Genomic DNA, 21,089 nt, shown 5'->3' on the forward strand with positions numbered 1-21,089 from the left:
CCCCAGGCGGCGTCCAGGCCAACCGGCATGTGCCAGCAGCCTTGCATTCCGCAGTACCCCCATACGGCGGCGGAATTTTCAGTCCCTAAGACTATCCCACGCACCGGACGAGGAGCCAAGGGAACCCGAGATTGGACTCTCCATTGGCTTTGACAGCCTATGGCCTTCCCCGGGGACGCGGCGATGGGGAGAACTCCCCTCGCGTGGACGGCGGCTAACATTGCGGCGCGCCTACCCGGCCAGGCTCACCCACCGTGGTGTGGAAGGAGATGATGTAGCGGCCCACGTTCCTGTCCGAACCGTCTTCGATCCTCCACCAGGTGAACATTTGGTCGGACTGGTCGCCTTGGACGATGTAGCACTTCACCACCATCTTCTGCCCGGGGTATTCCCACGGCGGCAGGTTGGCATTCACGCCATCGCAGTCAAAGTAGGGCGTTGGCCGGTAGTTGTCTCCGCCCAACGTGTAGGTGCAGGAACGCTGAACCACCGAGGTGTTCAGAACGCCCTCCCAGACTCCCTGCCGGCCCGATGTGGCACTTGCGCTGACTTCCGGCCCTGGCGTCCCCAGTGAATTGAACGTCTGGACATAAATGGTGCGGGTTTGCTCCCAGCCGCCGGTATTGATCGTCCTGCTTCCGGAAGCCGCAACCGTTTCCCAGGCACCGTTGTCGATCCTGATCTTTGTGGTCTTGACGTCGTTGCTGGACGGCGGGGGCGAGGCCCAGTTAAGCGTTACGGACTGGTTGTTCAGAGCACCGTTCGTTCCGGATGCAGAAGGCGTGCCCGGCGATCCATAAGGCGTGGCCGTTGCAGGGGCACTCGCATCCGAGCTGGGCGCCACCGAGGAATGTGCGGTGATGGTGACGCTGCTTGCCTGGCCGTTGGCGAAGCCGCCCACGGTCTGGCCCGGCTGGATAGCCCCTGACTGGCCGGTACTCGCCGTATAGGTATAGCTGACTTCATTCGCGCTTGAGCCGTTGCGTTGCGCAGCAGTCAACGGGTTGAAGTTGATGGTGAGCTGGGTGCCTGCTCCCCCTGCGTTGGCGGGTGTGGCGCTGACATTTCCTACGGTTCCGAGCTTGCCCGTGGCGCGGCGCGGTGCTGACGCGGCACTGACTCCGCCCTTGCCCGCTTTATTCTCGGCCTGCACGGTGAACGTGTAACCGGCCTCGGAGTTGCTGGCGGTGAAGGTGGCACTGCGCACGTTGCCGGGTACGGTTTGTGACTGCGCTGCTCCGCCACCACCACTCATCGTGACGTAGTAGTTCTTGATGGGATCGCCGTTGATGTCCGGTTCAGACCAATCGGCGCGGAGCTGGTTCTGCGTGCCAACAGAAGATACGACGGCGGTGCTGGGCGCCGCCGGGGCGCCGGGCAGCCCGGCTGGGTGGTCTTCCACGGAGTACAGGCTCCAGTCGGAAGGGCCGAGTTCGTTGACAGCCTGCGCGCGGACTTTGTACTTCACGCCGTTGGTCAGGCCCGGCCACGTGTAGCTCAGCCCGGTGACCTCGTTCTTGACCGCAATGCCGCTGGCTGGTGGCGGTGAGATCTCCAGGTTGTAATGCTTCACCGGTGACCCCTCGGTCTTCGCTGGGGTCCAGGTGATGGCCAGGTTCTTGTCCCCAGCCTTGACCGACGGCGCATCCGGTGGCGAGGGCTTCTCGTCCGGGCGGATCTCGTTGGATGGGACGGAGGCGGCAGAATCGCCCACCTCGTTGGTAGCAAAGACCGTGAAGACGTACTTGACGTTGTTGGTCAGGCCGGAGAGCGTGCATGTGGTGGTGGGGCACTCCTGCTGGAACCCGGCTGCCTTGACCGTGTATTTGGTGATGGCTGCGCCATTGTCCGACGGCGGCGCCCACTTGAGCACGGCCGTGCGGCTCCGGACGTCGGTCGCCACCGGGGCAGATGGGGCGTCTGGCTTGTCGCGGACCGTGATTCGTACGCGTCCAATGGCCTGCCGGCTGGGGTCCCCGGTCTTATCCTTCACCGTGTAGCGGACCACCAACACGCCCTTGAACCCGTCCGCGGGCGTTACCGTGATCGAGTCGCCGGAGATGGCGGGCTGACCGGAGCTGGAACCTGTTTCCACCACCGCTCCCACGATGGTCAGTGGTGATTCATTGAAGGGGTTGAAATCGTTCCCCAGCACGTTGATGGTCTCCGACCGCCCGGCGTCGGCCTTATCCACCACATCATCATTGGCTGCCGGGAGTGGACGGTTTGAGGAAACCACCGTCACTGTCACAGCAGCCCTGACGGGCTCGGACCGGCCGTCGGTGACCTTGAGCGGGAAGGTACCACGGGCCCCGGGGTTGCTGGACGGGCCCGGGGTGACTTTGAGGACGGTACCGTCAATCCGGGCGTCGAATCCGCCCGGCTGTTGGCCGTCGAGTTCGAACTTCAATTTGCCTTGGTCCCGTGCGTCCACATCCTTGGCGAGATTGGCGAGGTCAAGCTCTGTGGCGTCGCCCTTGGGAGCATCGATCGCAGCGCCGCTGAAGGTAGGGGCGTGGTTGGCATTCGGATCCGGGAGTACCCGCGTCATGATGGTGAGGGTGGACTTAAGCCCCTCGGCGTCGTCCGGTCCATTGCCGTCCGTCACTTCGAAGGTCACGGAACCTGGACCCACATAATCTGATCCGGCGGCATACCGCAGCGCCGTCCCGTCGCCCGCGATCACGTTCAAGGGATCTCCGCCCAGGACCTGGATCTTGTCCGCCACGGTGATGCGTGGCGTCCGACCCTCCCTTACCTTGACGTATTCCTGGAGGGCCAACGTGAGCTCATCCCCGGCGGTGACTTCCACGACGTCGGTCTTGGCGAGGGTCGGGTACTGAAGGCCTTGGCCGGGAACCCACATCACCGCGGTTGCCGTCTGGCCGTCGATATCGGTGACGGTATAGGGAATCAGCTGATCCTGCGGGGCCAACGTCACCACCACATGTCCAGCGGTACCCACGCGGGCGTTCGGGTTTCCGTCAGGAAGGGAGATCTTCAGGTCTTCGGCTATGCCATCGGGATCGGAATCGTTCTTCAGGACGGGTACGTCTACAGCGGTCTTCCCAAGTGTCTCGGCCAGGGTGACGTGATCGTCCTGTGCCAGCGGCAGGTGCAGGTCCGCCGTCGGGCTTGTTTGAACCCGGATAACAGCGCTGGCTTCTGCCTTCTTGTCATCCTGGATCTGGTAACTGATGCTTTCGTTTCCGGCCACACCGGGCGCCGTGAGAACTACCTTCCCCGCAGCTGCTTCTACCTGCAGCCCAGGATTCGCTTCGAACGCGGACGCCAAGCCGATGGGATCGCCGTCGGGATCTGAATCGTTCTTGAGCGCATTCACTGCAACCCGGCGTCCGGGGCGGACGTCAATGGCGTCGTCAACGGCGATCGGCTTCTGGTTATCCACGTCAGCCGGGGCAATGCCCACGATCACCGTGCCAGTGTTTTCTGCCCCGATTCGGTCCTTCACGCGGTAGCTGAAAGTGTCCGTTCCGGAAGACTTGCCGCCGGCCGTGAACTCAAGGTATCCGTCCCGCAGGATAGCTGTCCCCATCGTCGGGGCTTTGTCGATCCCGATGAGCTGGACAGAGTCGCCGTCGGAGTCGATGCCGTCCAGCGCAACAGGGATCTTCACGGTCATGCCCGCCACAACGCGGGCCGTGAGGTTCCGCGGCTCCGGTCGGCTATTCGTGGCATCGTCCCGGGCACGAATTCGGATGGTGACCTGCTGGGAGTCCGTTTGGCCGGAGGCGTTGCTGACCTTGTAAATCGCATAGACCGTCTTGGGCTCGTCCCCCGCGATAAAGCGGAGCGTGTTTCCGGCCACGAACATGCGGCCGTCTGCTTCGTCCGGCCGCTGGGCCAGGGCAGGGTCCAGGTCGAGTTCGCCACCGTTGGGATCCGTGTCGTTCTCCAGGACGGGGATCGTTACGATGTCACCCGCCCGGACCGTCACTTCGTCGGGCTTCGCCTGCGGAGCCTGCAGCTTAGTGGGCGCCGGAACCACCTGGACCGAGATGTCACCCGTCGCCAAAGCTTTGCCATTGGAAATCGTGTATTTCACGGACAGTTGCCCTTCCGCCCGGATGTCGCTGATCTTGACCACCGAGTGGTCAAGGACGGCCACACTCACCGGCAACCCATCAGCCGCCGTTACCGACTGCACTACCAGGACGCCGCCTGCGGGATCCGAGTCGTTGCCGAGGACGTCAACCACTGTGCTCCCGCCGCTGGGCAGGAGGGCGATATCGCGCACGGCTACCGGCGCACCGTCGCTGTTTCCGGACACGACGTCGATGCGCACCAATTGCTGGGCACTCGCCGGTCCGTTGGTCACCATATACGTGACGTAATGGGGTCCGACCGCGCCGGAGTTGAAGGTGAACGTTTGCTGGTCCGGCCCGACCAACGCCGTCGATTGGCCGTCGGGCTGCGTCTGGGCAAGCCGAAGCGCGCCGCCTTGGGGGTCCGTGTCGTTCTTCAATGGGGCGATCACCGTGTCCTGGCCCGCCACAGCGACCACGTGGTCCGCATTCGCGATGGGTGGCAAGGCTCCCGGAGCGCGCACATCCACGCTGATCTGGCCCTCCGTGGTGAGAGTGCCATCCGAGACTTTGACGTTGAGGGTCTTTCGGCCGGGCCCCGCACCTGAGTCCTGGAAGGTGAGCAGGCCGTCCGGCCTGACCCGGACCTGGTCAGCGGGGTCGCTGCTGGAGGCAGCAACGGCGAAGATGTCGTCGCCGTCGGGGTCCGTCCAATCAGTGAGGACAAACTGGCTGGCGATCTTGCCCGACTGAACCACCAGCGCGTTGTTGCGGTTCGGCTTGGGCTGGGGCGCCCTGTTTTCCTCAGGAGGGACGATTCGGAGGTCTACATCAGCAGCGCCCGATCCTCCGCGGCCATCGTCCACCGAATACTTGAATGTTTCCGAACCGGAAGCGCCGGCCGGCACGGCAATCTGGAAGCCGGTGCCACCGTAGACGGCTGACAACGCTCCTGACTTCAGCGGCTCCCCCACTCCGACCGTCAGGACGTCGCCGTCCGCATCGGCATCGTTGTCCAGGACCGGAAGGATGGTGGTCTTTCCTGCCCGGACACCGTACGAGTCCGGCTTGGCGATAGGTGGCGTGTTGGGTTTGCTGCGGTCCGGGAGAACCGTCTGCTGGACTTCGTCCGCAGAGTCCTTGTCGGCGTCGTCCGAGGTCTGCTGCGGCGGAATGACGTCATCCCAGTTATTCACCAGCTGCATGTTCTGGTTGACCATCCAGACGTTTCCGAAGTTTACGTCGTTCAGCACCACAAGATCACGGTTGACCCGGAAAACGTACGACGGCGATGCACTCGCCTTGGGGACGTCGGCGCGACGGTTGTCCGCTTCATTGCTGCATTCCCGGACGTATTTGTTGGCCCCGGACCAGGCAGCGTAAGTGCAGGAGCCCAAGTGCACGGGTGCTGCGGGAGTTCCCTGGCCGTCGGCCCCGATCGTTTTGGCCGTTCCGCCATCCAAGGGCTGCAGAAGAAGGGCCTTGGGCGTAGCAATGGCTACGAAGTCAGCTGCTGGACCGCTCTGCTGCAGCCTGGCGTCCCTGGCGTCGTCCAAGTGCACCTTGTTTCCGCCGGGCAAGACAATGTCGCCCGTGGCCTGGTTGAGGACGATCGCCTGGTCGCCCACCGCGGCAAGCTGGATTTCGCCGTCGGCCTTCAGGGTGTCATCGGTCCGCACCTGCGATTCGGTTGCGTTGCCATCGGCGTCTACCTTCGTGGCAGTAAGCTTCCCTGCTTTCGGATCCAAAGTGTGGATGGTGTCGTCCACACCCACCACCGAGGCGATACCCGCGGACTGCTCAAGCAGGGGCTGGGATTCATCGCTGAAGCCCCCGATGGACGTTGGCGAGACAGCCCAGACTTTGCCCTTGGAGGGATCTGTGACCGCCAATACCTTGGTGCCGAAGCTGACTTCCGCCGCGCCAGGCAGCTTCTGGTCTCCCCCGAGGCGCATGTTCGCCGCACTGACCAGGTTAATGCTGGCTCCGCTGGCGTCGTCGATGAAAATGTCGCTGGCCTGCTGGAGAATCTCGAAATCAGTGCTGGCCGGGGTGACCGCACCGTCCAACGACTTCGAAGGGTAGTTGAGCCGGCCTGCCGCGTTCTTGGATTTACTGACCACCCAAACGCCGCCGTCGTTGAGGTCTACGTCAGTGGTTTTGAAGCCTGGATAAAGGATGGCGCTGGTGACAACCACAGCTGCGGCGGCGAGGAACGCTGCCGTGCTCAGACCCTTTGGCCGGCTGAATGGGCGCCTGTTGGAACTGCCCGGTTTTTTGGAACGCGTTTTGGAACGGCCCTTGCCGGACACATCAGGCAGAGCCATTCACATTCCCCCACTATGCGGCGACGGGCAGACCCTGTCGCCATACGAGCACGAACCAACCCCAAGACTACCCGTTTTGTCCATCGATTTGCGCAGATGTGACGGGTGGCCTCAGCCCCATCCCTCTCTCACATCCCCACCGCTTTCCCCCATCCCTCTCTCAGATCGAGGTGAAGGAAGGCAGGCTGAAATCTGACTTCGCAAGCATCGGTAACGTCAACGGCCCGGCACCGTGGGATCACGCCAACGAGGGGTTCATTTTCCGGCTTAGCCGCGCTGTGGAACGCCTGGCCGCCCCCGGTGCAATGAGCCGCTACGAGTCGTCTAATTGGCTCCCGCGCTCAAAAATTGCTTGGCCGCCCAAACAGGACCCATGGCGATGTGAGAGAACGATCCCCAAAAACCCTCAGGATGTGAGAGAAAAACACTCAAAAACCCGCAGGATGTGAGAGAGCGTTTAGTCCAGCACCAAGCCCTTGCCGCGGCCGCGGGCCAGCATCACGGGGTGGATCTCGCCGAAACCACGGACATTTTCGGACTTTTGAGGGACCAGCACGAAGCGTTCGTCCTGTCCGAGTGCGGCGGCGGTCATCGCGTCAACCAGCACCGTCCCGGGCTGGGCCAGGGTGGTCAGCCGCGCAGCAAGGTTCACGGTGGGGCCATAGATGTCGCCAAGCCGGGACAGGATGCGGCCCCACACCATGGACACGCGTGCCTGGGGCAGGATTTCGTCTTCCGTGAAGGCTTGTGCCAGTGCGAGGGAAATCTCAGCGCCCGCCGCCGGGGTCTCGGCAATATAGAGAACTTCGTCGCCCACGGTCTTCACTAGGCGGCCGCCGCCCACGGAGATAATCTCGGCGCATTTGTTCTCGAAGCGCTGGACCATTTGGGCCAGCGTTTTCTCGTTCATGCGCCGGGAGAGGCTTGTGTAGGAGACGAGATCGGCGAACCCTACGGCACGGGCCAAAGGCAAGGGGGAATCGTCTTCGTCCCCTTCGCGCCCTTCTTCGCTGGCTTGCAAGCCCGCCTCGGCACGCACGGCAAGCCGCTGAACACCGGCGTTTAGTTGGCGACGATACGAGTAGACCAGGATCTCTTCCAGGGAATCCACCAGCGCCGGCAGCTGACCCACCAGCTGTTTGCGGGCCACGGCATCGGGAATTCCCTGCTCCTGGACCATGTCTTCAACGAGTGCTTCGATCTGCCAAACCACCATGCGGTCCGTCATCTGGCCGATCGATCGGGTAACGGATATCGCGGCTTCCTCGGTGAGGATCCCGGCACGGACGAGGTCAAGAATTGTGGACAATGCTGCTTGGTCACGTTCGGTGAAAGCGACGTCGTCGTCGCCGAAATTGGGGAAGCCCAAAGCCCTCCACAACTTCCGCGCGGAAAGAATGGAGACACCGGCACCTGCAGCAACTTCACGACGGCGGAGCTTGCGTTCGCCGCCAAGCAACCTCGCCTCAAGCGCTTTGATGGCCAGGCGTTCTGCGGACATCACGCCGGTCGGCGGGCCAATGGTCACAGGCGCCTGCACGGGCGCTGGTTCCGTGTCCTCATCCACTGAAGGTTCGGGTACGGCGTCGAATTCCTCGTCCAGGTCCTCGCCGGACTGCTGATCCTCAACGCTCATCTCTTCCACCTTCTCTCAGTTCCCACGGCAACCCATCAGAGTCCGACAGGACTTCACCCTCAAAAATCCCACCGTTGGCCTCTAAAGTTCCACCACTGGGCAGTTCATCCATGGCGTCAAGAATGTAGCCCCTGAATTTTCCGACCTCCGGCACGTCCGTCAAGACAACTTCGCCAGAGGGCCCGGTATCCAAGGATATATTCCCGGAGTGCAATGTCCGCTGCAGCAGGTTCTGATGGACCCCCACGCTGCGGACGGCCATCAATGACACTTGCCAGTCGCTGCGGCGAAACATTCCATACTTGGCAATTATCCGGCGGCTTGTCAGGATGAACCTGACTGAACGCCATTTCAACAGCCTCTTGAGGCTGTAAGCCACCAACACGAGCCCTGCAACGGCCACACAGGCACCGACTAGCCAAGGCGTCCATTCCACTGTAATGAATGGGGCGAGGCGCTGCGGATTTCCTTTGATGATCCACGCACACGCGTAGGCTGCCAGGGCCGGAACCACGATGAAGGCCAGCGTTGGCAAGAACAGCGAGCGGGGCTGCTGCCGCGTGATGGTGATGACCTGCTCCCCCGGAAGCAACTCTTTACGCATAACCGCTTTCCGTGGCGCGCAAATGGACCACATCACCAGCTGTCACAACATGTTCCCGGCCGCCGTGGTCCACCACCAGGAGCGAGCCGTGCTCGTCCAAGCGTGAGGCGTGGCCCACCAGTTCGTGATCACCGGGCAGGTGCGCGCGCACCTCGCGTCCCAAGGTGACCATTGCCGACTCAACGCGCTTATGCAGTGAGGGCCCGCCTGCCAACCCTGCCGCGGGATCGCCTTCTGAGTTGCAAAAGCTGCGGTAAAGCCGGGTGAAGCGTGAAAGATAGCTCTTCAGCAGCGCGGTGCGGTCCGTCGTCGTGGCCCCTTCCAAGGCCAGGGACGTTGCGGTTGGTACCGGCAATTCATCCTGCTTCAGCGACACATTGAGGCCGACGCCGAGGATCACCGCGGGGACCGATCCGTCACCCAGTGGCGTCATCTGGGCCAGGATTCCGGCGACCTTGCGTCCGTTAACCAGGACGTCGTTGGGCCACTTGATTTCTGCCGTAACACCAGCTGTTTCCTGCAAAGCTTCGCGCAGGGCAACGGCGGCAAGCAGTGAGAGCCACGAGTAGGTCTGGGTCGGCACGGGCATGCCTTCGGCTGTGACGGGACGCAGCACCATTGACACTGAAACGGCAGAGCGCTCCGGCGATTCCCAGTGCCGGTCCAGCCGTCCGCGTGCCGCCGTCTGGTGTTCGGCGGTCAACACGGCAAGATCAGCCCATTTTTTAGGCTCCACGGTTACGGCCCTCACGAGGTCCTGGTTGGTGGACCCCGTGGACTCGACAATATTCATTTGGGAAATACCGGTTGCCGACAGGAAATCAGGCTCGAGCAGCGCCTCACGGTTCAATGCCTCACGGTTCAATGCCTCACGGTCCCGTGGGGGCCGGTCTTCCCCGGGCGTGGGGCGGGGTTCGCTGCTGGCAGGCTGTTCGGCATCCATAGCTGAATCCTATCCAGTTGCGGCCCGCAGAACTTGCCCGAAACATGGGAATCCGCTTAGAGGAAGATGTCTGGCACCAGACGGTCCTCGGGTGCGCCAAGGCTGTATGGCGCAAAGTCCTTCACGCCAGCAGCGCTGAGGACTTCTTCGTCAGTGTAGAAGTTCCCCGAACCCGAGACGCCGTCGGCAAGGTTGGCGCCAGTCAGCACTGCGTGCGCAGCGTCGGCCATGATCTCCGGTCCGCGGGCGGCCTTCACCATCTGCTGCCCACCAGGCATGTTCCGGATCGCCGCGGTATCGATCAGTGTGCAAGGCCAGAGCGAGTTGACCGACACGGCGTCGTCCTTAAGCTCTTCGGCGAGTCCCAGGGTGGTGAGGCTCATTCCGTACTTGGCCATGGTGTAGGCCAGATGCATCCCGGCCCATTTTGGATCGAGGTTCAGCGGTGGAGACAGCGTGAGAATGTGCCCGTTCCCGGATTCCCGCAGTGCCGGAAGCGCCAACTTGGAGAGCAGGAAGGTTCCACGGACGTTGATGTCCTGCATGAGGTCGTAGCGCTTCATGTCAATCGCGTCCGTGCGCGAGAGGTCGATGGCTGACGCGTTGTTGATGACGACGTCGATTCCCCCAAAGCGCTCGACGGCGGCACTCACGGCTGCGGCGACGTCGTCGTCATTGCGGACATCGCCCACGAGGGGAAGCGCCTGGCCACCTGCGGCGACGAGTTGGTCGGCAGCGGTGTAGACAGTCCCCTCAAGTTTCGGATGGGGTTCGCCCGTCTTGGCCATCAGTACGATATTGGCGCCGTCGCGGGCCGCACGCGTGGCGATGGCCAATCCGATGCCACGGCTGCCACCGGACATGATGATGGTGCGGCCCTTGAGCGAACCGCTGGCTGCATAAGGGGTGCTGCCCTTCGGCATACTCTGTTCGGAAGCCGGGGAAGCATCGTTGCTTGGAGTCATGGAGACACTCTAACCCAAGTATGTTACTCACGGGTAACATACTTGTAGCTTTGGCTTGGGCGCTGAAAATTGTAGGGTTTCTACAGCGGTTCGCGGCAATGGCGTCACTAGACTGGCCAGCGGGGCCTTTTCTTTGTACGGAAGCTACTTAAGTCAGCTACTTGTTTGCACCAGAACTGCGCCAGCGAAAATCAGCTACAGAGCCGGAGACACTTGATGAGCCACGATCTGACAACGACAGCGGGAAAGATTGCAGACTTCCGCGACCGCCAGGCCCGTGCAGAGCAGCCTTCCGGCCCGGAAGCGATCGAAAAGCAACACGCACGCGGTAAGAACACTGCCCGCGAACGCATTGACCTCCTGGTCGATCCCGAATCATTCGTTGAGTTCGACGCCCTCGCCGTCCACCGCTCCACAGCCTTCGGCATGGAGAAAAAGAAGCCCCTGGGCGACGGCGTCGTCTCCGGTTACGGCACGGTAGACGGGCGCCTCGTGGCCATCTACAGCCAGGACTTCAGCGTCTATGGCGGCTCCTTGAGCCAGGTCAACGGCGAGAAGATCGTCAAGGTCCAGGAATTCGCCCTCCGCAATGGCTGCCCTGTAGTGGGCATCAACGACGGCGGTGGTGCGCGCATCCAGGAAGGCGTGGCTTCCCTTGCCATGTTCGCGGATATCTTCCGCAACAACGTCCACGCATCAGGCGTAGTCCCCCAGATCTCGCTCATCATGGGCCCATGCGCCGGCGGCGCTGCCTACTCCCCCGCCCTGACCGACTACGTGGTCATGGTGGACAAGACTTCGCACATGTTCATCACCGGCCCTGATGTCATCAAGACCGTCACGGGCGAGGACGTTGATATGGAAACGTTGGGTGGTGCCCGCCAGCACAACGCCACCACTGGAACGTCCACGTACCTTGCCTCCGACGAAGCCGACGCCATCGAATTCGTCCGCGAACTCCTGGATTTCCTGCCTTCCAACAACCTCTCAGAGGCCCCGGTTGTAGAACACGACCAGGAATTGGAACTCGACGACGACGACCTCGCCTTGGATGGACTGATCCCGGATTCGGCCAATCAGCCGTACGACATGCGCAAGGTTATTGAGCAGATCGTGGACGACGCCCACTTCCTTGAAATGCAGTCGCTTTACGCCCCCAACGTGATCATTGGCTACGGGCGGGTCGAAGGCCACACAGTGGGCATCGTCGCCAACCAGCCCATGCAGTTCGCAGGCACCCTGGACATCTCCGCCTCCGAGAAGGCCGCCCGGTTCGTCCGGCACTGCGACGCTTTCAACATCCCTATCATCACGTTGGTGGATGTGCCCGGTTTCCTCCCCGGCAAGGACCAGGAATTCCAGGGAATCATCCGTCGAGGCGCCAAACTCCTGTATGCCTACGCTGAGGCCACTGTGCCGAAGCTCACCGTCATCACCCGCAAGGCCTACGGCGGGGCTTACATCGTGATGGGCTCCAAGAAGCTGGGCGCGGACCTGAACCTCGCGTGGCCCACGGCCCAGATCGGTGTCATGGGCGCCCAGGGCGCAGTGAACATCCTTTACCGTCGCGATCTCGCAGCGGTTGCCGAGGCCGGCGGCGACGTCGAAGCGAAGCGCGCCGAGATCATCCAAGGCTATGAGGAAGAACTCCTCAACCCTTACCAGGCAGCTCAGCTGGGCTACGTGGACGCCGTCATCGCGCCCTCCGACACCCGCCTCCAAATAATCCGCGGCCTGCGAGCCCTCCGCGACAAGCGGGCTAGCCTGCCCACCAAGAAGCACGGGAACATCCCGCTGTGACCCCGGCAAAGCATCGGGCAGATGAAACCTCCACAGCGGCAACGCCCGAGCCTGCTGCGCCGATGTTCTCGGTGCCGATGTTCTCGGTGGTCAAGGGAGATCCCACCGCTGAAGAGCTGGCTGCGCTTGCCGCCGTCGTCGCCTCCGTGGGAGTACCCCAGACGCCGGCACCTGCAAAGCCGAACGTTCGTCATTGGGTGCGCCGCCAGCAACTGCGCCTGGACCCCACACCGGGTCCGGGCGCGTGGAAGCGCAGCCGGGGATAGCTTCGCTTCTCCCGCTTCTCCCGGTGGCGGGAAGAAAGTGCAACAACCCTTTCACGTGAGCCGACTCACGGTTAGGCTCTGTGGGTGACTACTGCAAACACGCCTGCACGACCCAAGACCGCCATCGATTCCGTTGCTGACGCGTACACGGAAAAGCTGATCGAACTCAATCCCAGCTTCGCCACCACGTTGGGGTTGCCGGGGCACGAAACCGAATATCAGGACTATTCGCCTGCGGGTGCCGAGGCCCATGCGCAGGCCGCCCGGCAGGCGTTGGAATCGTTGGCGGCGTTGGAGCCGACCGACGAATCCGACGTCGTCACCCTGGACGCAATGCGCGAGCGGCTCGGCCTGGAACTGGAGATCCATGAAACCGGCTGGGATGCTGCCGACCTCAACAACATCGCCTCGCCCGCGCAGGATATCCGCGCCATTTTCGACCTCATGCCAACGGACACCGCGGAGCAGTGGGAGCACATCGCAGGCCGCGCCGCCAATGTTCCCGGCGCTATCGAGGGCTACATTTCCTCCCTTCGTGCCGCAAAGGACACCGGCAAAGTAGCCGCCGCCCGTCAGGTCCGGATCGTCATCGAACAGACCGCCCGCTATGCCGCCGAGGATGGCTTCTTCGCCAAGATGGCGGCCGGAGCCACGCTGGCTGGTTCGCCGCTTCCGGCAGACCTGCAGACCAAGCTCGACGCCGGAGCCTCAGCTGCGCGATCAGCCTACGAATCGTTGGGCACTTTCCTCCAGGACGAGCTACTCCCCGTTGCCCCGGAAAAGGACGCGGTGGGCCGGGAACGGTATGCCCTGGCCTCCCGGTCGTTCCTGGGCGCGGCCGTTGACCTCGAGGAGACCTACGCTTGGGGCGTCCAGGAGCTGGAGCGGCTCATCAGCGAACAGGAAAAGGTAGCCGCGCAGATCAAGCCCGGCGCCAGCATTGAAGAAGCCAAAAGCATCCTCAACAACGATCCGGCCCGCCAGATCAAAGGAACGGACGCTCTGAAGGCGTGGATGCAGGAGCTCTCGGACCGCGCCGTATCCGAGCTCGCCGACGTCCATTTCGATATCCCGGACGTCATGAAAACCCTCGAATGCATGATCGCACCCACCGACGAAGGCGGCATCTACTACACCGGCCCGTCCGACGACTTCTCCCGGCCCGGCCGCATGTGGTGGTCCGTTCCCGCCGGCGAAGACACCTTCACCACCTGGTCCGAAACCACCACGGTCTACCACGAAGGCGTGCCCGGCCACCACCTCCAGGTCGCAACCGCCACGTACCGCCGCGAACTCCTCAACAACTGGCGCCGCAACGTCTGCTGGGTCTCCGGACACGGCGAGGGCTGGGCACTCTACGCTGAGCAGCTCATGCTCGAACTTGGCTACCTCAAGGACCCTGGTGACCACATGGGCATGCTGGACGGCCAGCGCATGCGTGCCGCCCGCGTTGTTTTCGACATTGGCGTCCACCTGGAACTACCCGTCCCCGAACGCTGGGGCACCGGAACCTGGACTCCTGAGAAGGGCTTTGACTTCCTCAAATCCAACCTCGACATCAGCGAAGGCCAACTCCATTTCGAATTCACCCGCTACCTCGGCTGGCCCGGACAAGCACCGTCCTACAAGGTGGGCCAGCGGCTCTGGGAGCAGATCCGGGCCGAGCTGGAAACCCGCGAAGGCTTCGACCTGAAGTCCTTCCACAGCAAGGCGCTGAACATCGGTTCGGTGGGCCTGGACGTGCTGAGAAGGGCGTTGCTGGGTTGATCTTTGGTGTGTCCGGAGGACACACATCCTCGGCGTGCTGCTCCTTCGTCGCCTTGACGCACGCTGCCGGATGTCTGTCCTCCGGCTTCCCTACTGAGAGCATCACCACACTCACGTTGGGAATAAGTTGAGAGTCCCGTAACATTTCTAAACGTCCGTTCGCTATGTTATTTGGGGTGCACCTAGCGTGTTCCTGTGAGCACCTCAAACAACATCACTTCAGCGCCTGGAAAGAACGGCTTCCAGCTCCCCAAGTGGGCAGGATCCTTCGGCGTCCAGATCATCGCAGCCCTCCTCATTGGCCTCGTGCTTGGCCTCATCGCCAAGTACACCGGCAGCACCAAGACCGCCCCCAATGGCCTCGGTGCAACCCTTCAAACGATTGGTTCCAGCTACGTCTCGTTGCTGCAGACCGCCGTCGTTCCTTTGATCTTCACCGCGGTGGTGAGCTCCATCGCGAACCTTCGCCAGGTCTCCAACGCGGCCCGCCTCGCTTGGAACACGCTGCTTTGGTTCGCCATCACCTCGCTGGTTTCGGTGCTCATCGGCATCGGCCTGGGTGTGCTCCTGCAGCCTGGTGCAGCTACCGGGATCACGCAGAAGGCCGAGTACGCCGGCAAAACCGGTGACTGGTGGGCGTTCCTGATCGGGCTCTTCCCGAAGAACTTCCTCGGACTCGGCGCAAGCTCCACTGTCACGGAAAGCGCCAACGCTGCCACCACGGTCAGCACCTCCGTCAGCTTCAATGTGCTCCAGATCCTCGTGGTCGCGATCGCCGTCGGCATCGCTGCCCTCAAGGTCGGCAAGCAGGCAGAAGCGTTCCTGACCTTCAACGCCTCCGCATTGGCTGTCATCCAGAAGGTCCTGTGGTGGATCATCCGCATCGCTCCACTGGGCACTATCGGCCTGATCGGTAACGCCGTTGCCATCTACGGCTGGGACACCATCGGTTCCCTTGGCAAGTTCACTGCCGCCATCTACATTGGCCTGGCGCTGGTGCTCTTCGTCCTCTATCCCATTCTGGTCCGGGTCCACGGCCTTTCCATCAAGCAGTACTTCTCGGGTGTGTGGCCGGCCGTGCAGTTGGCGTTCGTTTCTCGTTCCTCCATCGGTACGCTGCCGCTCACGCAGCGCGTCGCCGAGCGCAACCTCGGCGTCCCCTCGGGCTACGCCTCCTTTGCCGTGCCGCTGGGCGCCACCACCAAAATGGACGGTTGCGCGGCGATCTACCCTGCCATCGCAGCCATCTTCGTGGCCCAGTTCTTCGGTATCAACCTGGACTTCAGCCAGTACCTGCTCATTGTGCTGGTGTCCGTGCTGGGTTCCGCGGCAACAGCAGGAACCACCGGCGCCGTCGTCATGCTCACACTGACCCTGTCCACGCTGGGACTGCCGCTTGCCGGCGTCGGACTCCTGCTGGCCATCGACCCCATCCTGGACATGGGCCGCACGGCCGTCAATGTTGCCGGGCAGGCGCTCATTCCTGCAATCGTCGCCAAGCGCCAGGGCATCCTGGATGAGTCGCTGTACAACGCGCCCCGCAATGGTGCCGCGTTCGCTGACGAGTTTGCCAACGACACGGCTGCTGCCGAGACCGAGGCGCGCGAACTGGCCGCTTCCAAGGCATAGCACCTGCTGGCTTTTCGCGCCGTGCAATCCCTTGGGGACTTCTCCCCCGGGGATTGCGCGGTTTAACGGCGAAAGCTGGATAGGCTCGGAGCATGTTGATCGTCACCTCCAATGAGATACCCGGCCACCGAATCGACGCCGTCTTCGGCGAAGTCATGGGCCTCACTGTCCGTTCCCGCGATATCGGCTCGCAGATGCTTGCAGGTTTCCGTTCCCTCGGTGGCGGCGAGCTGCCCGAAATGACCAGGGCACTCTACGAAAGCCGACAGGAAGTCATGGCCCGCATGGTCAACGAAGCACAGCAGCGCGGCGCCAACGCAATTGTCGCCATGCGCTTCGACACCTCCGAAATGGGGACCAACTGGACGGAAGTCTGCGCCTACGGCACGGCTGTGTACGTCCTGCCTCTCGGAGAGGGAGAGCCCGGCGCCACGGGACAGTCGGTGTACTTGACCAAGAACGCGGGCCAACAGGCCGCCCAGCCGCAGCAGAACACTCCTCCTGCTCCCCCGCAGCAAACCACACCTCCGCACCAGTTCTGAGTCAGCCGGAATACTTAGTCCCCCATCCCGTCCTTGTTCGCAGAACCTGACCTTGAAAGTCGGGACTCGCGAACAAGGACGGGATTCTTGGTTCCAAGCAGAGTCCAACCCCGTGGCCAGACTCCTTGGTCCACGATTTTGCAAAGATCCGCGGGGCACACCCCCCGCGGAAATATTGCGCAGAGTGCAAAGTTGCACTTAGTGTAAGTATGTGACTTCAACCAGCAGCGAGCCGAGCGTCGCGGAATCCGCCGAACCCAGCGGCCCCTCCCGGCGCGAGCTCAACAAAGCAGCAACCCGCGCCTCCATCGCCACCGCAGCGCTTGACCTTCTGCGCAGCAACGGCCCCGGCAATTTCACCGTGGAAGACATCACCGCCAGTGCAGGCGTTTCCCGACGGACCTTCTTCAACTACTTCGCGAGCCTCGAGGCTGCCTTGGCCTCCGTGGCCGACGGCTTCATGGATCGTGCCCTCGAGCAATTCCGTCTGAGGCCAGCGGACGAATCGATCCTCGAATCCGCACAGGCCGCGCTGATGGCCCTCGCTGACCCCATGTCCGTGGCACCCATGGCCGAACTTTTCAGCCTCACCCAGGAGAACCGTTCTCTGGCCCGTTCCGAACTCGAAGCCTGGGAACACTGCACGGGACAGATTATCGACGCGGCCCGCAGCAGACTTGGACCGGACACCAGCGAGCTTTACCTGCATGCCCTTGCCGGATCCGTCATCTCGTGCGGCAAGGCGGCCATGACGGTCTGGTTCGCCGAGCGCGGCCCCGACCTATCGTCCGAGTCGCTGGCGGCTCTGCGCCAGCACCTCATCGACGCCATGGGCCTGCTGGGAGCCGGCTTCGCGCCGTCGTCGGACATCACTCTTTCAGCGGCAACTGCCGCCCCCTCCTCCACAGATCGGTTCTGACATGGCCTCGTTCCTCTACCGTCTCGGCAAGTTTTCTTACCGCCGCCGCTGGCTGGTCATCTCGCTGTGGCTGGCAGTCCTGGTGGCCGTGGGAGGTTCGGCCGCCGCTTTCCACGGCACCATGTCCAACAACTTCAGCATCCCTGGCACGGAAACGCAGAGGATGGCCGACAAGCTCAAGGAAGCCCTGCCCAACGCGTCTGGCGGCTCGGCGAGCGTGGCCTTCGACTCCGGCGACTCCGGTTTTGACCAAGCCAAGAAGGACGCCGTAGCCACTGCGCTCACCAAGCTTGAAGCCATGCCGGACGTGCAGGGAACGGTGAATCCGTTCACCACGCAGGACCAGTTGGATAAGGCCGCCGGGGAGATTGCCGCTGGCGAAGCGAAGGCTGCCGAAGGCAAAACCCAACTGGACACAGCCCGCGCCCAGCTGGAGGCGGGCGAAGCCCAGCTTGCGGGAGCGGAACAGCAGATGGCGGCCTCAGGCCTCACACCAGCACAAATCGAGGCCCAACTCGCGCCGCAGCGTGCCGAACTCGCCGCCAACAAAGCAAAGCTCGACGCCGGTGCCAAGGAAGCAGCCGACGGAGCCACGGCATTGGCCTTGGGAAAGCGCCAGCTGGAGTCCTCCCAGGGGATGCGCTTCGTGTCCACTGACAACAAGGCCGCCATCGCCCAGGTCCAATTCAAGACCTCCATCAATGCCGTCGATCCCACCGTCCGCAAACAAGTTCAGGACATTGTTCAGGGGGTCTCCTCGGCCGGTGTCACGGCTTACGCCAGCAAGGAAATCACCGAGGACGTCTCACAGATCTTCGGAGTCGCAGAGATCGTCGGTGTCGCAGTGGCAGCCCTCGTTCTGATCCTCATGCTCGGCACACTCATCGCAGCCGGCCTGCCCCTCGTCATGGCACTGATTGGCGTGGCTGTCGGCGTCGGCGGAACGTTCGCACTAACTGGCGTGATCAACATGAGCTCCATCTCCCCGATGCTTGCCCTGATGCTTGGGCTTGCAGTCGGCATCGACTACTCCCTGTTCATCGTCAACCGCCACCGCAACCAGCTTCTGGCCGGGATGGACGGCGAGGAATCCGCGGCCCTCGCCACCGGTACGTCAGGCAACGCCGTGCTGTTCGCGGGCCTCACCGTCATCATCGCCCTGGCGGCACTTGTGGTTCCGGGGCTGCCCTTCCTGGCTGTGATGGGTGTTGCCGCCGCAGCGACAGTTGCTGTCGCCGTCGTCGTGGCTTTGACGTTGACGCCCGCCGTTCTTGCTTTGATCGGCCGCAAGCTGATCTCCAAGCGCGCATGGGCCAAGGCCGCCAAGCACAATGCCGAGCCGGGCCACGAAGCCGCGGACCGGGCCCTGGAAGAGAAGCGCAGCAGCAGTGGCTGGGGCGGCTTGGTTACACGGCACCCCTGGCTTTCACTCGTGGCCAGCGTCGTGCTGTTGGGCGCCCTGGCGCTGCCGGCTTCCCAGCTTCGTCTGGCACTTCCCGACGGCGGATCCGAGCCCGTCGATTCGCAAGCCTTCAAAGCCTACGACCTCACACGCAACAGCTTCGGCGAGGGCGTCACGGGGCCGATCGTCGTGGTCGCTGAATTCCCCGAAGGCCTCAGTGAAACCGATGCCAAGAACAAGCAGTTCGACGTCGCGGACCAGCTACGCGACGTGGAGAACGTCACAGCTGCAGTCCCCGTGGCTTTGAGTGAGGACCGGCGGACTGCCGTCTTCCAAGTCATTCCGAAGGAAGGCCCTGCCAGGGCCAGCACCGTCCAGGTTGTTTCGGATGTCCGGGCCAAGGGCAACCAAATCCGCGAGGACCTCGGCGCGACCAATGGCCTCACCGGTCAGACTGCCGGCAACATCGACGTCTCCGCAAAGCTCGGGGCTGCACTGCCGCCGTACTTGGCGATCGTCGTCGGACTTTCGCTGATCCTGTTGCTGCTCGTCTTCCGGTCGATCGTGGTCCCGCTACTCGCCACCGGTGGTTTCCTTTTGTCGCTGGCTGCCGCATTTGGCGCCGTCGTGGCCGTCTACCAGTGGGGCTGGCTGGGAGCGATCTTCGACGTCGCCAACCCGGGCGCCGTGCTGAGCTTCCTGCCGATCATCCTGATCGGCGTGCTGTTTGGCCTCGCGATGGACTATCAGGTGTTCATAACATCGGGCATGCGGGAGTCCTTTATGCATGGTGAGAACGCCAAACACGCTGTTCGGACCGGCTTCAGCCACGCCGCAGCGGTGGTCACGGCGGCTGCGATCATCATGGTCAGTGTGTTCTCAGGCTTCATTTTCAGTCACCTCACCATGGTCCGGCCGTTGGGCTTCGCGATGGCGTTTGGTGTGCTGATCGATGCGTTCGTCGTCCGCATGACCATCGTTCCCGCCGTCATGTACCTGCTTGGCGAGAAGGCGTGGTGGTTGCCCACGTGGTTGCAGCGCATCCTGCCCGACGTGGACGTCGAAGGCGCGAAACTAAACCGCAGCGACCGCCCGAAGGCCGGTTCCGAGGAACTGGTCCACTAACGTTCTCTCACCTCCACCACCGATCTGACCGATCCTCTCTCACATCCACCACCGATCTGACCGATCCTCTCTCACATCCACCACCGATCTGACCGACGCTCTCTCACATCCACCACCGATCTGAGCAACGCACTCTCACATCCACCCCCGATCTGACGACGTCGGTGCTCAACTTTGGGTGCCGACGTCGGGCATTTCAGCGTGCATGATGAGCAGGTCCGCATCTCACGGGATGAGGTGGTGCCCGGCGTCGCGCTGAATCAGAGCGTTTATAACTTCGGCCGCCGTGTGGCGAGTGAGGGTCGGCGGCGGCACATGGTTGGGCCAGGCCTGCCCGCGGGAGACCCAACCGGTCTTTAACCGCGCCGCGCGGCCGCCGGAGATATCGGCGATCGGATGATCTCCCACCATCCAGCCATCAGTCAGATCGCCACCCAACTCCTGAGCCGCCAGTCGAAAAATCTCAGCATCAGGCTTCTTCATGCCAACGGCCTCGGAAATCACGACGCAATCGACGTAGGGGTCAAGTCCAAGGTGTTCGATCTTCAGTGTCTGCTGCGCCGTGGCCCCATTCGTGACGATGCCGATCCTCCAGCCGGCCTCCCGTGCCTCCCTAAGAGCGATGGGTGTAGGCGGATCCATCGTCATCAGTGCCACATGTTCGTAGAGCAAGATGTCCACTAGGGCTTCGACCCCACGGTCCATGCCAAAACGCTCCTTGAGAGCAAGCGCCAAGGATGCCCTCGGCTCATAACCATCCCGGTCCGCAGTAATGAGCCATGCTGCGTCAGAATCCGGCCTGCCCAGCGAGCGGACGAAATTCGTAGCCCAGCAAGCAAAAGCAGAGGTCCTGTCGACCAGGGTGTTGTCCAAGTCCACAAGCAGCAGCATCCGACCATCGTAGGCGATGCGCGAGAACATCCCCCGAAACCGGCAGGAACTGATAGAGGAACCACAGGAAACCGGCAGGAACTGATAGAGGAACCACAGGAAACCGCAGGCTGTCAAGCTGTGTGGAGTCAGTGGGTTGGTTGTTTGTTTGGTTCGGGGAGGTTGATTCCTACGTAGGTTTGCGGTGCTGGTGTTGTGGGGCGTTGTCGGAATCGGTGTGGGTATTG

The 21,089-nt window shown here is 62.6% G+C and carries 13 protein-coding genes; 7 read left to right on the forward strand and 6 right to left on the reverse strand.

Annotated elements, in window-relative coordinates; translation table 11 throughout:
* Positions 1-214: 214 nt before the first annotated feature.
* The 5 genes from KSW38_RS13375 to KSW38_RS13395 form a co-directional block, all read right to left on the reverse strand.
* Positions 215-6,373 (reverse strand): Ig-like domain-containing protein, encoded by a 6,159-nt coding sequence (locus tag KSW38_RS13375; protein ID WP_216925408.1) that lies wholly within the window; start codon positions 6,371-6,373, stop codon positions 215-217.
* A 457-nt stretch (positions 6,374-6,830) separates the two neighbouring features.
* On the reverse strand, positions 6,831-8,009 hold the full coding sequence (locus KSW38_RS13380) for an adenylate/guanylate cyclase domain-containing protein (RefSeq protein ID WP_216925409.1): 1,179 nt from the start codon (positions 8,007-8,009) through the stop codon (positions 6,831-6,833).
* Positions 7,999-8,613, reverse strand: a complete 615-nt coding sequence (locus tag KSW38_RS13385; RefSeq protein ID WP_216925410.1) for a PH domain-containing protein — start codon at positions 8,611-8,613, stop codon at positions 7,999-8,001. The genes KSW38_RS13380 and KSW38_RS13385 overlap by 11 nt, the downstream gene beginning before the upstream one ends.
* Positions 8,606-9,556 carry a biotin--[acetyl-CoA-carboxylase] ligase gene (locus tag KSW38_RS13390; protein WP_216925411.1) on the reverse strand — a complete coding sequence of 317 codons (951 nt, stop codon included), beginning with the start codon at positions 9,554-9,556 and terminating at the stop codon, positions 8,606-8,608. Before KSW38_RS13390 ends, KSW38_RS13385 begins: the two co-directional genes overlap by 8 nt.
* 56 nt (positions 9,557-9,612) lie before the next feature.
* Positions 9,613-10,521, reverse strand: a complete 909-nt coding sequence (locus KSW38_RS13395) for an SDR family oxidoreductase (RefSeq protein WP_216925412.1) — start codon at positions 10,519-10,521, stop codon at positions 9,613-9,615.
* A gap of 216 nt (positions 10,522-10,737) precedes the next feature.
* Between KSW38_RS13395 and KSW38_RS13400 the strand changes: the two genes are divergently transcribed.
* From KSW38_RS13400 to KSW38_RS13430, 7 genes are all read left to right on the forward strand, one after another.
* On the forward strand, positions 10,738-12,321 hold the full coding sequence (locus tag KSW38_RS13400; RefSeq protein ID WP_216925413.1) for an acyl-CoA carboxylase subunit beta: 1,584 nt from the start codon (positions 10,738-10,740) through the stop codon (positions 12,319-12,321).
* Entirely contained in the window at positions 12,318-12,587 is a 270-nt protein-coding gene (locus tag KSW38_RS13405) for an acyl-CoA carboxylase epsilon subunit (RefSeq protein WP_416418763.1), read from the forward strand. The genes KSW38_RS13400 and KSW38_RS13405 overlap by 4 nt, the downstream gene beginning before the upstream one ends.
* 84 nt (positions 12,588-12,671) lie before the next feature.
* Positions 12,672-14,354: a DUF885 domain-containing protein gene (locus KSW38_RS13410; protein WP_216925414.1), complete on the forward strand. Its 1,683-nt coding sequence runs from the start codon at positions 12,672-12,674 to the stop codon at positions 14,352-14,354.
* A gap of 195 nt (positions 14,355-14,549) precedes the next feature.
* Positions 14,550-15,983 carry a dicarboxylate/amino acid:cation symporter gene (locus tag KSW38_RS13415; RefSeq protein ID WP_216925415.1) on the forward strand — a complete coding sequence of 478 codons (1,434 nt, stop codon included), beginning with the start codon at positions 14,550-14,552 and terminating at the stop codon, positions 15,981-15,983.
* 92 nt (positions 15,984-16,075) lie between these two features.
* A complete protein-coding gene (locus KSW38_RS13420; RefSeq protein WP_216925416.1) occupies positions 16,076-16,525 on the forward strand; it encodes a YbjQ family protein in 450 nt (149 codons plus the stop codon).
* A 211-nt stretch (positions 16,526-16,736) separates the two neighbouring features.
* Positions 16,737-17,444: a TetR/AcrR family transcriptional regulator gene (locus KSW38_RS13425; RefSeq protein ID WP_216925417.1), complete on the forward strand. Its 708-nt coding sequence runs from the start codon at positions 16,737-16,739 to the stop codon at positions 17,442-17,444.
* A gap of 1 nt (position 17,445) precedes the next feature.
* Positions 17,446-19,971 (forward strand): MMPL family transporter, encoded by a 2,526-nt coding sequence (locus tag KSW38_RS13430; RefSeq protein WP_216925418.1) that lies wholly within the window; start codon positions 17,446-17,448, stop codon positions 19,969-19,971.
* A gap of 225 nt (positions 19,972-20,196) precedes the next feature.
* Here the strand turns inward: KSW38_RS13430 and KSW38_RS13435 are convergent, their stop codons facing one another.
* Positions 20,197-20,862 (reverse strand): HAD family hydrolase, encoded by a 666-nt coding sequence (locus KSW38_RS13435; protein WP_216925419.1) that lies wholly within the window; start codon positions 20,860-20,862, stop codon positions 20,197-20,199.
* Positions 20,863-21,089 lie beyond the last annotated feature (227 nt).

Origin of the sequence: Paenarthrobacter aromaticivorans, from assembly GCF_019038615.1 — a bacterium.
Taxonomy (GTDB): domain Bacteria; phylum Actinomycetota; class Actinomycetes; order Actinomycetales; family Micrococcaceae; genus Arthrobacter; species Arthrobacter aromaticivorans.